The organism is Larkinella arboricola, assembly GCF_003259745.1.
GTDB lineage: Bacteria > Bacteroidota > Bacteroidia > Cytophagales > Spirosomataceae > Larkinella > Larkinella arboricola.
Map to the genome: position 1 here is coordinate 714,344 of NZ_QLMC01000004.1, position 13,534 is coordinate 727,877.

General features: G+C 52.4%; 12 protein-coding genes. 6 read left to right on the forward strand and 6 right to left on the reverse strand.

The window, feature by feature from the left end; translation table 11 throughout:
- Positions 1-120: 120 nt before the first annotated feature.
- Entirely contained in the window at positions 121-576 is a 456-nt protein-coding gene (locus tag LX87_RS18640) for a ferritin-like domain-containing protein (protein ID WP_111629764.1), read from the reverse strand.
- Between the two features lie 77 nt (positions 577-653).
- Positions 654-1,385: a YiaD family glycine zipper/OmpA-like lipoprotein gene (locus tag LX87_RS18645; RefSeq protein ID WP_510186291.1), complete on the reverse strand. Its 732-nt coding sequence runs from the start codon at positions 1,383-1,385 to the stop codon at positions 654-656.
- A 763-nt stretch (positions 1,386-2,148) separates the two neighbouring features.
- On the opposite strand from LX87_RS18645, the gene LX87_RS18655 reads away from it, so the two are divergent.
- A complete protein-coding gene (locus LX87_RS18655; RefSeq protein WP_146624503.1) occupies positions 2,149-2,442 on the forward strand; it encodes a hypothetical protein in 294 nt (97 codons plus the stop codon).
- A gap of 78 nt (positions 2,443-2,520) precedes the next feature.
- On the opposite strand, the gene LX87_RS18660 is transcribed toward LX87_RS18655, so the two are convergent.
- Both LX87_RS18660 and LX87_RS18665 read right to left on the reverse strand, forming a co-directional pair.
- Positions 2,521-3,792, reverse strand: coding sequence for a beta-propeller fold lactonase family protein (locus tag LX87_RS18660; protein ID WP_111629768.1), 1,272 nt, complete (start codon positions 3,790-3,792; stop codon positions 2,521-2,523).
- Between the two features lie 139 nt (positions 3,793-3,931).
- Positions 3,932-6,931, reverse strand: a complete 3,000-nt coding sequence (locus LX87_RS18665) for a S9 family peptidase (protein ID WP_111629769.1) — start codon at positions 6,929-6,931, stop codon at positions 3,932-3,934.
- Positions 6,932-7,026: 95 nt separating this feature from the next.
- Between LX87_RS18665 and LX87_RS18670 the strand changes: the two genes are divergently transcribed.
- The 3 genes from LX87_RS18670 (at position 7,027) to LX87_RS18680 (ending at position 9,658) form a co-directional block, all read left to right on the forward strand.
- The gene (locus tag LX87_RS18670; RefSeq protein WP_111629770.1) at positions 7,027-7,695 is read left to right on the forward strand and encodes a DUF6624 domain-containing protein; all 669 of its coding nucleotides are present in this window, start codon (positions 7,027-7,029) and stop codon (positions 7,693-7,695) included.
- Positions 7,696-7,765: 70 nt separating this feature from the next.
- On the forward strand, positions 7,766-8,347 hold the full coding sequence (locus tag LX87_RS18675; RefSeq protein ID WP_111629771.1) for a TetR/AcrR family transcriptional regulator: 582 nt from the start codon (positions 7,766-7,768) through the stop codon (positions 8,345-8,347).
- Between the two features lie 27 nt (positions 8,348-8,374).
- Positions 8,375-9,658 (forward strand): MFS transporter, encoded by a 1,284-nt coding sequence (locus tag LX87_RS18680; protein WP_111629772.1) that lies wholly within the window; start codon positions 8,375-8,377, stop codon positions 9,656-9,658.
- Here LX87_RS18680 and LX87_RS18685 read toward each other — a convergent pair whose 3' ends face one another.
- On the reverse strand, positions 9,659-10,687 hold the full coding sequence (locus tag LX87_RS18685) for a glycoside hydrolase family 130 protein (protein ID WP_111629899.1): 1,029 nt from the start codon (positions 10,685-10,687) through the stop codon (positions 9,659-9,661). It abuts the gene before it with no gap.
- Between the two features lie 2 nt (positions 10,688-10,689).
- Positions 10,690-11,625 (reverse strand): alpha/beta fold hydrolase, encoded by a 936-nt coding sequence (locus LX87_RS18690; protein ID WP_111629773.1) that lies wholly within the window; start codon positions 11,623-11,625, stop codon positions 10,690-10,692.
- A gap of 151 nt (positions 11,626-11,776) precedes the next feature.
- On the opposite strand from LX87_RS18690, the gene LX87_RS18695 reads away from it, so the two are divergent.
- The gene (locus LX87_RS18695) at positions 11,777-11,971 is read left to right on the forward strand and encodes a hypothetical protein (RefSeq protein WP_146624504.1); all 195 of its coding nucleotides are present in this window, start codon (positions 11,777-11,779) and stop codon (positions 11,969-11,971) included.
- Between the two features lie 194 nt (positions 11,972-12,165).
- A complete protein-coding gene (locus LX87_RS18700; protein WP_211325329.1) occupies positions 12,166-13,458 on the forward strand; it encodes an alpha/beta hydrolase family protein in 1,293 nt (430 codons plus the stop codon).
- Positions 13,459-13,534 lie beyond the last annotated feature (76 nt).

The window sequence follows — 13,534 nt, forward strand, 5'->3', positions numbered from 1 at the left end:
TTTATTCAACTCGGTAAACATTTGGATTGTTTTTGAAATCACAAAAAAGTAAAAAAGCCTCTAATCCAACGGACCAGAGGCTAGTTCTGCGTGTAACGCAGAGGGATATACTACACTGTCTCAGACGACATCGGCCAGCCGCGCCATGGAGGCATGAGCCGATTCAATCCGCTCTTTCTGGCGGAGCAGCAACTCGCGGGTGCTGGCCATCAGGCTGGTATTTTTCAGAATTTCCTGGTAATCATCCAGTGCCTGCCCATCACCCCGTTTACACTCCTCCACAATCGCTTTGTCGCTGTGGCCGGTAATCGTCGATTTGATGTTAATCCAGGCGCGGTGCAGATCGGCCACCAGGCTCGTTGTTGTTTCGGGATCGCCACCGAGTGTCCGGACTTCGCGGTCGATTTCCATGGCGAATTCGCCCCGTTGCCGCGATTGGGCCAGAAAAAGGCTCTTCAGTTCCGTATCTTTTACGTTTTCAGCGGCTTCCTGATAGCCTCTTTCTCCGTCGCGGGTGCGCGTTAACAGCGTATTCAGGCGATCGAGAATTTCGCCGTTGGTCTTTCCTACTTCCATAACGTTTTTTAGTGTCCAATGTGAAAACTTCACAATCAATAACCCGGAAGAGGGGAGAGTGTTTTGCCGTTCCGTAATTACGTGTTGATATTTCCAATGGTACCCCGCTCGGCGGCTTTGCGCAATTTATCATTGGCATAAATCGCCACTTCCACCCGACGGTTTTGCTGACGGCCCGATACCGTGCTGTTGTCGGCAATGGGTTGACTTTCGCCGTAACCTTTCTCAATTAATCGGTTGCCTTTGATGCCCTGCGACTGGATTAACTTAGCCACGGTTTTAGCCCGGCGTTCCGACAGTTTCTGGTTATGTTCGTCCGATCCGGTGTTATCGGCATGACCTTCAATCAGCACTTCCGTATCGTTGTATTTTTTCAGCGTTTCGGCCAGTTTAGCAATGTTTTCGTTGTTGCCGCTTTTCAGATCCGCCTGATCGACATCAAACAGAAAGTCGGAAGCAAAGGTGATCTTAATTCCTTCGCCTACCCGTTCGACCCGGGCGTTTTCAAGACCCCGGCGCAGTTCTTCCGCCTGTTTGTCCATCCGCCGACCGATTAGAGCGCCCCCTGCACCACCGACGGTGGCCCCCAGAATAGCACCAATGGCGGTATTTCCGGACTTGCGGCCGATCAGTCCGCCCGCTACGGCACCCGCACCGGCTCCAATGATAGCTCCCCGCTGGGTTTTATTGGTTTTCTCTCTGATTGCTTTACATCCCGTCATTGTGTCAGTCAGTAGCATACTACCAGCCAGAACAAAGGCCCATGTTCGCATCCTGATAAGTCCAAAAGATTGGCTGTGTCTTACCATAGCATTTATGATATTGGTTTGTAGCGTATAAGTCCAAAAGCCATACCAGTAATTTTTGGTGTTTATAGTCAGAAAATTTACGGTTGATAGAAAGTTAACTTTCAGTTGGTTGTGGACATTTGTACGAAATTTTTACTATAAAAGAAGAATTGTTTTCCTGAAAATTTTGGGGGAAAGTGGTCCTGAACTTGTAGAATTTTTTCTACAATAGGTAAAGCGGATTATTAGAATAGTTATATTCGACTTTACCATCGGATTATTAGGTACATTTACTTAAAAAATGTTAGTATTCGGTAGTTGGTCATTTAACTATTTTATATAATATTGCCTTATTTTTACTTAACGGTTCACGGGAAGTCGAGGTTTGGCTTGATTTCTGCACTAGATTAACCGTAATTTGTACTGTTTATTCTACGTGTATGTACTCTCGAGATTCCATTATTCCACTTGGCTTACGCCGGAGCCTGGCCTTCCCCCGCCTTGCTGAAATGCTTAGAGAAGCACGGCAGTCGGAATTTAAAACCCTGATGCAGGCAATTGACTGTGCGAATAACCGCTACGTAAAAGGCAGTGACAATTGGATTGTACGTGGCGACAACGGAGTTTACTGGGTAGTTCGGCCCCGAGTGGCTGAGTATCTGGTCAATGCCGGGTATGAATTAGCGTTTGGTAGATAAGGAAAAAGCCCTACAGATAGAAGGGATGGAAACGGGGAAGTCGAGAACTTTTTCGTTTTCATCCCTTTTGCTTTTAAATTAGCTCCATGAGAAGAATTCATGGTTTGTGGGTAGGAGCCCTCATTAGCTGGCTGATGATGGGTTGTATGGCATCAAATTGTCCCATCAAAAGCTGCCATGTGAAAAAGGAACATCAGCATGGGGGACGAACGTATCGGGGAACATTTTTCGGGACCATGCACGGCCCCGGCTGGTGGCTGTCAAACCGCAAAGGAGAAGGAGCCTCGGCTTCGATGGCCAGCGATCGAAAAGGCTCGAAACGCGAAAAAGGAGACGGCAAAAAGAAAGCCAAGAAGCAATTCCGCTGGGAAAGAACGTAGAGAATTAAGAGTTAGGAGTGATGAGTTAAGAATTGTATGCGTTCTCCAACTTTTAACTCATCACTCCTAACTCATCACTCAATAAACGCGTACCGTATGACAGCCGCGGGGGACGCTGATTTTGCCGGCCATTTTTTCCAGCGACGGTTTATCACCTTTGGTTACTTTCCAGAATTCGATGGCTCCGGTACGGTCACCGTAGTCAAGGTATTCGGAGACGGCCACCGCAATGGCGTTACCACTTTTGTCGAACTCGATGCTCTGTGGCATAATACCGTCAAACGGGTATTCGTTCGCCAGGGTTAATTTGCCTTCTTTGTCGAGTGCATAGACTGACAGCGAGCTTTTTCCGGCACCTGCGTTGCCGAAGGGCTGGTACGATTGACCCGCGTTGGCGACAATCACCATCGAACCATCCGGACTAACCGTCATGGCTTCTCCGCTTTCTCCGGCGGCCAACTGCGAAACCACCTTATGCTCGGCAGGCGTATCTTCGGTGCTGAATTGAACGACAAACAGTTCGCCCTTGCCCGCGCCCTGTGCGTTGGCGCCCTTCTTGATATCAGATACGATAAAGAATTTACTGTCGGGTGAGAATCGGCCGGTTGCCGGTAAACCGCCTACTTTAATCGGTTTGCCGTGCGGAACGAGGTTTGGCTTTTTAGAGGCATCAAGTGAGTATTTCATCAGTCCTACTTCCTGGGTATCTTCCATGATGTACGCAATGAAATTACCGTTCGGGCTCCAGACCATATCGGTAATCCGTGCGTTCGGTACGGGGGAAGGAGCCGTCACCACCCGTTTGGGCGTACCGGTATTATCAATTTCGACCAGCCGCATTTCCTTCCCTGCATCACCGGATGCAACGGCCAGCGTATTACCCTGCGGATTGATGGTAATGGCCATTGGCAGGTTTCCGACGCTTACAACTTTGGCTGTGGGTTTGGCCGGAGCCAGATCGACAATAAACATCCGGGCTGCTGCGGGCAAACCTTTCACGCCATCTTTCAGGGTCGATACGCTATCGCCCAGCGGTCCGTGCCCTTCCAGCACGAAAGCAAAGCGTCCGTTCGGGGTTACGACGGCGGCTTTATCGTAGAGGGCCGATGAGTTGGAAATCGGAGCGGTAGCCATATTCTGACCACTGCGGTCGAGCGGGAATTTAATAACCGTCAGCACATCCCGGCTGGTTTTACTCCTGTACAAGTTACCGTCAGCCAAAGCAGATGCAGACATATCGGCGTCGGACAGGGTGACAATTCCTTTGGCGGTAAACTGGATGGGTTCCTGCTGGGCAAAAACCCCCGTTGTTATGACGGTGGCAAGCGCAATTAAACTCGGTTTTTTCATGCTGTTAGTAGAAGGTTAAAGCTTAGAGGTTACACAAATATAGACGAATGCAGCAATTTTCATAAATGGATCTCCGGTTAACAAAAACTTTCTTTTGAATCGTGTCCAGGCGGCAAAATCCCGCATCAGTCACTCATTTTCAATACTTCATAATTCCCAGTTCTTTTTCCACCGCCGACCGGCCCTGTTTCATCCAGGCGGGTTCGGGTGCCTCTTTCAGGTAATAATCAAAGAACTGATACATCCGAACGCTGAGGTCCTTGGCGTTGTGGCGCTGCGTGAGGTTGTGATCTTCACCGTTGTATACCAGCAACCAGGCCGGTTTACGTAGTCGGCGCAGGGCGGAGTAAAACTCGATGCTCTGGTACCAGGGCACGGCTCCGTCCTGGTCGTTGGCCATTAGCAGCAAGGGTGTCTGAATGCGGTTGGCGTAGAAGAGCGGGGAGCTTTCGATGTAATTCATCGGTTTGTCCCAGAGCGTTCCGCCGATGCGGCTTTGCGTTTTTTCGTACTGGAACATCCGGCTCATGCCCGTACCCCACCGGATACCGCCGTAGGCACTGGTCATGTTGGCCACAGGGGCACCCGCCATAGCCGCTTTGAACAGGTTGGTTTTGGTGACGAGAAAAGCCGTTTGGTAACCACCCCAGCTTTGCCCCTGTAATCCGATGCGTTCGCGGTCGACAAACCCTTTTTCGATCAGGTTCAACACGCCCGGAACGATGCAGTCGTAGGCGTTTTGCCCCGGCATTCCGGTCGTATACACAATGTCGGGCACGAACACCAGATAACCGTTCGAGACGCAGTACGCCATATTGATCGTTGACCGGCTGGGCGCGGGGGCCTTGTAGTCGTTCAGCGTTTCGGCGTTGCGTTCGTAATAATAGACCAGCATCGGGTATTTCTTCTTCGGATCAAAATCCTCGGGTTTGTAGAGCAGCCCCTCCAGCCGCACACCGTTGTTGCCAATCCAGTTGACCAGCTCGACGCTGCCCCAGCGAATGCTGTCCTGCTGCGGATTGATGCGCGTCAGTTGGTGCGGTTCTGCAAATGTCGTGTCGGTCAGATAGAGGTTAATCGGTTCGCGGAAATTGCCCTTGTGGAACGTCAGGGTCGGCGCATTCCGGGCTTTGGACAAACTCGCGTAGCGGTAAGCGCCCTGCGTCAGCACCACGGGTTCGGCCGCCGGGTTGGCGATGGATTTCCGGAGAATACCGGTCGATTTATCTTTTTCCCAGAAGCCCGTTAGCCAGAGGTCGCCGGTTAGATTGACGTATTTTTCCTCCCGGTCAAAATCGACCCGACGGAGCCGGATGCCGTTTTTACGTCCGTAGCCCGCCGTCAGGTTAACGGCTTTTTCCTGTCCCGTCGGGTCAATACGCCAGAGATCGAAACGGTCGTAGATCAGCACATAACGGTCGTCTTTGCTCCAGCCAGCGGCTCCGTAACTACCGGGCAGGTCGGGCGTGTCGTGTTCTTCGTCAAAGAAGCGGGCCGGAATGCCGCGCGTCAGATCAATCCGTTTGTTTTCGGCAATCGACCACGCCCGCCAGAGTGAATCCCGTTCGTCGTACCACCAGGCGTATTTTCCGCCCGGCGACAGTTGAGCGTATGACACCCGAACGTCGTTGGCAATCCGGTTTTTCTGACCCGTTTTGGCGTTAATCAGGTACAGATCGACCTGGCCGGGGTCCCACATGCTGTTGATCTGGTACGGCAAATTGCTCAGACCCAGCCAATACGGGTGGTCATATTTTGTGTCAACCTGAACATTCGGAATGTCCCGGTTACCCAGTTGGGTAATGCCGCCCGTTGCCAGATCGCAAACGGCCAGAAAGCCCCGCTCTTTTTCCTGCTTCAACTGCCGGAGTTGCATGGGCTGAATAATCGGGTCGTTCCAGCTCCAGATGTCTACCTTGACCCGTTCTTCGTCCAGTTGCGTCGAGTCCTTAATGGGCTTGGGCGGCAGGATGGAGGTGGCGAAGTAAAGCCGTTTGCCGTCTTGAGAGAAACCTGGGGTACGGTATTCATTGACGTTCCAACCCTTTGGATAGGCGTTGGTGAGGGTATCGGCCAGCACAACGGTTTGGCTACTTAAGCCTGCAAATACCGCCGGAGCGTTGCGTTTGCGGGATTTCGGAACCGGGGCCGGAATCAGGCGTTTGTAGTATAGCGCATACGCCCGAACGTCTGCATCGGCGCTGTCGGCGGTGGCCATCCAGGCCAATTGCGAACCGGTTTTGTCAACGGCCAGACCTTTGTACAGTTTATGCTTCGAACTGGTATCGATCAGCGTTTCACGCTGATTGCGGGTATCAAAAACAAAAACTCCGCCTTTTTTGAGTGTGTCGTTGACGGCGTCCTTGTTGTAGAAAAACGTGTGACCGTTGTCGGAAACCGTTGCATAGGTCACATAGCGGAATGATTGCGTCAGGCCGGTTTCCAGGTTCAGCAGAATCATATCGTCGCCCTTCGGTTTTTTGGCCGAAACCGACGCCCGCGTCCGGCTGGCCGGTTTGTTCGCTGAGGCCGATGAGTCTTTCTTGACGCCTTTTTCTTCCGGATGTTCCAGCAGAATAGCCGCCCACGACCCGCTTTCCTTCGGTATGATGTAGGATTTCACGTTGGCAAAACCGATGCGGTTGCCGGTTTCGAGGTTAAACACCAGCAGGCTGTCTTTCGGCAGTTGATCGGCTTTAACCTTTTTCTTTCGGGCCGTTCGCATCAGTTGGTAAGGGGCTTTCAGCCGCATGACCAGAAACCGGCTGTCGGGGGTGAACTGCGCCAGATAACCGCGCGGGAATACGTACCGGCGTAAAGTCCGTGCGTTTGGAATTGAAGCTGACCGAGCCGCCCGGAGGTCAGTCGGCAGGTTGGGACCACCGGCTTTTGCTTCCACGGGATGAGCCGTCTGCGGTTCTGCATCGGGGGTTACCCTGATCAACTCCAGCCGGCCATCGCCTTCCTGCGGATCAATCTGATAACTGAGCCATTGCCCGTTGTTGGAATGTTTTTCGGCACGGACGTTTTGCCAGCGGTCGTAGTCGGCGTGGGTCAGGGGGCGTTTCTGAGCCTGCGTAGTTAAAAAGGTTGAAAAGGAAAGAAAGAAGATAACGTAACTAAAAACACGTTGATGCATGAGGCAAAAATGGGTTAACAACTGCCTAATTTACGAAATGTGCATTAGTTTTTGCAGGGTATAATGCGTAGAATACCGTAAAAATTAGCCACTTTATGAAATATAGCCTACTCAGTATTCTTTGTGCGTGGCCCCTGCTTGGATTGGGTCAGGTCAATGGTTCCCTGAAACGGGAACTGGACAGCATGTATGTACTGGATCAACGGTATCGGGCTTACTTTATGGAGTATCCCAAAAATCAGAAACTGGCCGACAGCCTGATGGCGGCTTTTGAGATCAAAGAAAACCTGTCTGGCAAGCTCTGGAAGCTTCAGAACCATGTTGACAGCCTCAATCTGATTCGGGTAAAGGAAATCATTAAAACGCACGGCTATCCGGGAAGCTCTTTAGTCGGAAAACCCACAAACGCAGCCGCCTGGCACATTATTCAGCATTCACCGGAAATTGCCGTGTATTTTCCGATTATCGAAAAAGCCGGGCAGGCCGGTGAACTGCCGATGTCGCTGGTGGCCATGATGCACGACCGATTGCTGACCGAACAACACAAACCCCAGCGTTACGGCACACAGGCGACCTGTTATCCGCTGAAAGCCGATCCAACCAAACAGGAGTGTTTCATCTGGCCCATCGAAAACCCGTCGGCGGTGAACGAGCGACGGAAAAAAGCCGGTTTTATGCAGACCGTCGAAGAAAACGCCAAACGGCTGGGGCTGGAATACAACGTGCTGACGATGGAAGAGGTAACCCAACGGTATCGATTCTAATACCTGAACCGTGTGAATTAACGGTATTTTAATTTTAAATAAAAGAACGTTCGTTTATTTTTGAGGTATCATGCGATTACGGGATGAATCAAAAGAACTGGCAATCCGGGAGAAAGCGATTGAAATGATCGTGCGCGAAGGCTTTGACGGCCTGAGTATGCAGAAGCTGGCGAAGGCAGCGGGCGTGTCTCCGGCTACGATTTACATTTACTTCAAAGACCGGGAAGATTTGATCCGGCAGATTTATTACGAAGAAATGCAGCTCATGAGCGCCGAAACCCTGAAAGGGTTTAATCCGGAGATGCACTTCGAAGAAGGGTTACGTATCCAGTGGATTAACCGAGTCAATTACTGCCTGAAATACCCGCTTCGGATGCACTTTATGGAACAAATGCGGCATTCGCCTTTCCATGAAAAATTTCAGGGCGACGCAAAGAATCCGTTTTCGGCGGTGATGAGGGTGTTTGTGTCGAACGCCATCGAGCGGAAAGAACTGGTGAAACTACCGATAGAAGTTTACTGGTCCATTGCCTACGCTCCTTTATACCAACTGATTAAGTTTCACCAGTCGCCAGGATGGGGCAAGTTTACGCTGGACGAAAAACGGCTGGATGAAGCCCTGAAGCTGGTCCTGAAAGCCTTGAAACCCTGATGAAAAGCAATAACCAATACGCCGGATATGCAAACCGCTGAACCAAAAACCGCTTTTACAACCTACGAGAAGGCCATCATCGGGATGCTGGCTTTTATCCAGTTTACGGTCATTCTGGATTTTATGGTGCTTTCGCCCCTGGGCGCGCAACTGCTGGCCGAACTGAACATTACCACCGCGCAGTTTGGCTGGGTTGTGTCGGCCTACGCCTTCAGTGCCGGAACGGCGGGTTTGCTGACGGCCGGATTTGCCGACCGCTACGACCGCAAAAAGCTGCTGCTGTTTTTCTACAGCGGTTTTGTGATCGGAACGCTGCTGTGCGGTATTGCGCCCGACTATCATTTTCTGCTGGTGGCCCGGATCATCACCGGCCTTTTCGGCGGGGTCATTGGCTCAATCGGATTTGCCATCGTGACCGATTTGTTTGCGTGGCAGGTACGCGGCCGGGTGATGGGCGTTATTCAGACGGCGTTTGCGGCCAGTCAGGTGCTGGGTATTCCGCTGGGGCTGTATCTGGCCAATAACCTGGGCTGGCACGCGCCGTTTCTGCTGATTGTGGGCGTCAGCGTGCTGGTCGGGATTGCCATTGTGATTTACATGAAACCGGTTAATGCTCATTTGAAACTCAAATCGGACCGGAATCCGTTTCAGCATTTGCTCCACACGGTTTCGCGGCCGAGTTACCTGCGCGGCTTTGCCAGCACAACCCTTCTGGCGACGGGCGGTTTTATGATGATGCCGTTCGGGAGTGCGTTTGCCATTTTTAATTTGGGAATTTCCCAGGATGAACTGCCGCTGATTTACATGGTCACCGGTATTTCGGCCATTATCATCGGGCCGCTGGCGGGTAAACTCAGCGATAAAATTGGCAAGTTTCCGCTGTTTCTCTACGCATCCTTGTGGGGGATGCTGGTGACTATAGTGTATTGCAATCTCGGTATTACCCCGCTTTGGCAAATCATGGTGATTAACGTGTTGCTGTTTGCCGGTATTTCGGCCCGGATGGTCTCGTCGGGGACGCTGGTTTCGGCGGTGCCTGATCCGCAGGACCGGGGTGCTTATATGGGCATCAACTCGTCGGTGCAGCAGATTTCCGGCGGTATCGCGTCGCTGGTGGCCGGTATGATTGTGGTGCAGTCGGCCAGCGGGAGACTGGAACGGTATGACTGGCTGGGTTACATCGTTGCGGCTACCATGCTGGTGACCATCGTAATGATGTACAGCATTAATCAGTATGTCACCCGAAAACAGGCGGCTGAGGCCGCGCAGGGCGCGTCTCTGGCGGGCGGTCCGGTGATGCCCACGCGCTAGCTAAACCGTGACCAGTTCGGCCACGCCCACGCAATAATCGGCGGCTCCGTAATAAACCAGAATCCGGCCATCCGGCATCTGAACCCAGCCGTTGCAAAACACGACGTTTGGGAAAAAACCGACGCGTTCCCAGTCCAGCTCCGGTGTCAGGAGCGGGGCGGTGGAGCGGTCGAGCACACGGCTGGGGTCGTCGCGGTCGAGCAGGGCCAGCGCCAGCGAATAGGTATGGTCAACGCTGGCGCCGTGGTAGCAGACCAGCCAGCCTTCGTCGGTCAGGATCGGTTCAGGACCGGCCCCGATTTTGAGGTGTTCCCAGTCCGTACCGGCGGCCCCGAACAGAAACCGGTTGTCTCCCCAGTGAATACCGTCTGGTGAACGGGCCAGCCAGACCGACGGTTTTCCTATATCCGACACCATCGGCCGGTGAAGCATGTAATAATAACCGTTGATTTTCTGCGGAAACAGACAGGCATCCTTGTTGGGGGGCGGCAAAATCATGCCTTTCCGTTCGAAGGTCACAAAATCCTGTGTGATAATCAGCCCAACGCCGGGACCGTTTTCCGAAACCGCCGTATAGGTAATCCAGTATTTCCCGTCCAGAAACGTAATTCGGGCATCTTCTACGCCGAATGATTCATCGGCCCGTTCCGGAAAAACAAACGGTTTTTCGTCCACCGTAAAATGAATACCGTCGGTGCTGCGGGCCAGTCGCAGGTGGCTCAGGGAGGTCAGGTAAACCTGATCATCAATCTGAATCAGGCGCGGATCGTAGTCGCCTTCCGGTTCGGGAAACGTCTTGATGATCAACTGAAACAGGCCATTTTGAGCCTGCACAACCGGTACATGAATCTTGCCTGATTGGGCTTCCACGGCTTCGGCCACCCGCAGCAACAGCAGAATCTCGTCACCAAACCGGCAGGCTGCGGGGTTAAACGCACCCATCACCTGAAACTGCGGATGCGAGGGTTTGACATCGGCGGCTGTCAGAATGGGCTGGTCGGAGAGTCGGCGGAGCTGGTAGTTTTTCATGATCAACGCGTGGCCGTCAGGTATTCTTTCGGCTGACTTTTTCGGGGTTTAATCGACTGCGCGTAGGAATCCAGAATGTTGACGATAATTTGGGTCATGTACTCCCGTTTGTTGAACACAATGTCGTGCCGGTTTTCGGGCAGCAGAAACTCTTTCGACTCGGCATTGACCAGTTGCGAACGCGCAAAGGATACGTTGGTGGGATAGACCAGTTCGTCGCGCTGCCCATGCAGAAACGTCACGGCGGCTTTGATTTTGGGCCAGTCGGGCAAAATCTCGGTCAGGGCCTTCCGGTGAGCCAGTTTTTCGTCGTTGGCGAGCATCAGCAGGGGCGGCATGATCCAGCGCAGGGGTGGTTTGTCAATAAAGTAGCTAATTGGGTACGTCCGTTCCAGACCCGGCCCCAGCGCGGAGGAAACAAAAACGACATGATCGATCAGGTCCGGATTGTTCATGGCCAGCCGGGCCGAAACCGAGCCGCCGTAGGAGGACCCCACCACCATGATAAACGAAGCTTTCCGATACCGGTCAATGAGCGGCTGGAGCAACTGCGCCTGTTTGACAATCGACGTTTCGACCCGGCCAAAGTCCGAATAGCCGTAGCCCGGCCGATCAACGGCCACCAGGTGGGCGCGGTTGAGCAGGGTCGTATCCTTGAAAAAATTACTAAAAAACGAGGACGAACTCGGTGCGCCGTGCACAAACAACACCACCGGCAGAGAATCCCGACCGGCTCCGTCCGTTTCCATGTAGCGGATGGTACGGCTAGCCACCGTATACCGGCGAACGACGGGCTGAACCGGGGCGTCGCGAAAATTTTCAGCAATTTCGGCGTCGCTATCCCGCGATTCGACCCAGTGAGCTGCGGTTAGTAAACCAACAAACAGGACACCAATGATGATAAAAGCCCAACGTAATACGCGCAATACTAACTTCATATTTTCTATAACGCCTGACCCCATACGGAGGTTTCGGCCCAACTAGTAATCCGTATAAGCCAAATAACCGCTCAGAACGTCGCAGTGTTCGCAAATGCCCGCCAAACATTATGATGAGGGCACGGTTACTGAGAAAAGACCTTACGAACTTATGGATACGAATCGACCGGAACGAATTGATGAAAGCGGGCACCAGGACGCCATCGGCCTGGAAACCAAACCGGAACTGATGAATCCGACGGACAACCCGCAGGAAGACAAAAACGACACGCTCGAACCCGACAAAGGAACCAACACCAACGATACGGAGCCGGGCAACGACATTGCCATTGGCAACCCGGGGTGAGCATAACGGGCGCCCGAGCGAACCGATCTGACCAGAGGGAATCCTGCGATTCCCTTTTTCTTTTTAAGCAGGGTGGTTTTTATGTTTATGGAAATGTAAACGGGGCGATTTTTCAAATTCATGGGGCAATCTCTTGGCTACTGGTTCAGGAAGAATATCTTTGGTCAACGTAAAACGAGATCCTTTAACCCGAAATGAAAGCTAGCCAGACCCGCAGAAAATTTATCAAATCATCTTTACTGACCAGTACCGTTCCTTTTTTGCCACCCCTGACTGCGGTTGATGCAGGCGATGAAAGCCACGAGCAGGCAATGCCACGTAAAACGATAGCCCAAACAAAAAGCATTATTGGATCGTACGGCCCCTGGGCGGCTTCTCTTCAGGCCCAGCCTTCGCTTTCCTTCCGAAACGCCCGGTGGAAACCCGAACAACTGGCTAGCTGGAAAAAGGAAGCCATCAGCAAGACCCGGGAATTTCTGGCGGCTCCTCCACAACCGGCTACCCCCAAGGTACAGATTGACCGAACGTACGAGTATGATGGCTTGATCATCGAAGAACTCACCTGGCAACTCCCGTACGGAAGCCCCACGAAGGCCGTTGTTTTAAAGCCAAAGGGCGCCAAAGGGCCCCTGCCCGCCATCTTGGCGCTTCACGACCACGCGGGTAAGAAATATTTCGGGTACCGGAAAATTGTTAAAACCGGGGACGATCAGCATCCGTTACTCGCCGAACACCAGCTTGTTGATTACGAGGGCAGGGCCTGGGCCAACGAAATCGCCAAGAGAGGCTATGTGGTTCTGGTGAATGATGCCTTCGCGTTTGGCAGCCGGCGGGTTATGTATGAAGATACGGCAGGACTACCGAACGGGCCATTGAGCACGAAAGACAAGACGGATGCGGACCCGGAGAAAGCAGAGAATATCGAAGTCTATAATCAATGGTCCTCCGACCATGAACACGTCATGTCCAAGTCGCTGTTCTGTGCCGGAACCACGTGGCCGGGCGTTTTTCTGTCCGAAGATCAGGTGGCCCTGTCGATTTTGTGCGCCCGAAAAGATGTTGATCCGCAACGGGTGGGCTGCGGAGGACTGTCGGGTGGCGGACTTCGAACCGTTTATCTGGCGGGCCTCGATACGCGCATCAAATGCTGTGTCTGCGTTGGATTTATGACGACCTGGGATGATTTTACACTTAACAAATCGTATACGCATACCTGGATGACGTATGTTCCCGTGTTGCCCAGATACCTTGATTTTCCGGAGATTCTGGGAATACGCGTACCGCTTCCGACGATGGTTCAGAACAACAACCAGGATGAATTGTATACGTTGCCGGAGATGAAAACCGCCGACCGGATTCTACAGGAAGTTTTTGCGAAAGCGGGGGCGAAGGACCGGTATGCGGGACGGTATTATGACGGCGATCACAAGTTCGACAAAGCGATGCAGCTCGATGCCTTCGACTGGTTTGACCGGTGGCTGAAATAAAAGACGGTTTATGCTCCATAAAGAAATCCATCAGTTTACTACCTGACTGATGGATTTCTTAAAGCCGTGTAACGTG

Excerpts from the sequence above, each read along its gene's own strand:
- LX87_RS18700 (WP_211325329.1), top strand. The coding sequence starts at position 12,166 with ATGAAAGCTAGCCAGACCCGCAGAAAATTTATCAAATCATCTTTACTG.
- LX87_RS18655 (WP_146624503.1), top strand. The coding sequence starts at position 2,149 with ATGAGAAGAATTCATGGTTTGTGGGTAGGAGCCCTCATTAGCTGGCTG.
- LX87_RS18680 (WP_111629772.1), top strand. The coding sequence starts at position 8,375 with ATGCAAACCGCTGAACCAAAAACCGCTTTTACAACCTACGAGAAGGCC.
- LX87_RS18675 (WP_111629771.1), top strand. The coding sequence starts at position 7,766 with ATGCGATTACGGGATGAATCAAAAGAACTGGCAATCCGGGAGAAAGCG.
- LX87_RS18670 (WP_111629770.1), top strand. The coding sequence starts at position 7,027 with ATGAAATATAGCCTACTCAGTATTCTTTGTGCGTGGCCCCTGCTTGGA.
- LX87_RS18645 (WP_510186291.1), bottom strand. The coding sequence starts at position 1,385 with ATGGTAAGACACAGCCAATCTTTTGGACTTATCAGGATGCGAACATGG.
- LX87_RS18695 (WP_146624504.1), top strand. The coding sequence starts at position 11,777 with ATGGATACGAATCGACCGGAACGAATTGATGAAAGCGGGCACCAGGAC.
- LX87_RS18660 (WP_111629768.1), bottom strand. The coding sequence starts at position 3,792 with ATGAAAAAACCGAGTTTAATTGCGCTTGCCACCGTCATAACAACGGGG.
- LX87_RS18685 (WP_111629899.1), bottom strand. The coding sequence starts at position 10,687 with ATGAAAAACTACCAGCTCCGCCGACTCTCCGACCAGCCCATTCTGACA.
- LX87_RS18690 (WP_111629773.1), bottom strand. The coding sequence starts at position 11,625 with ATGAAGTTAGTATTGCGCGTATTACGTTGGGCTTTTATCATCATTGGT.
- LX87_RS18665 (WP_111629769.1), bottom strand. The coding sequence starts at position 6,931 with ATGCATCAACGTGTTTTTAGTTACGTTATCTTCTTTCTTTCCTTTTCA.
- LX87_RS18640 (WP_111629764.1), bottom strand. The coding sequence starts at position 576 with ATGGAAGTAGGAAAGACCAACGGCGAAATTCTCGATCGCCTGAATACG.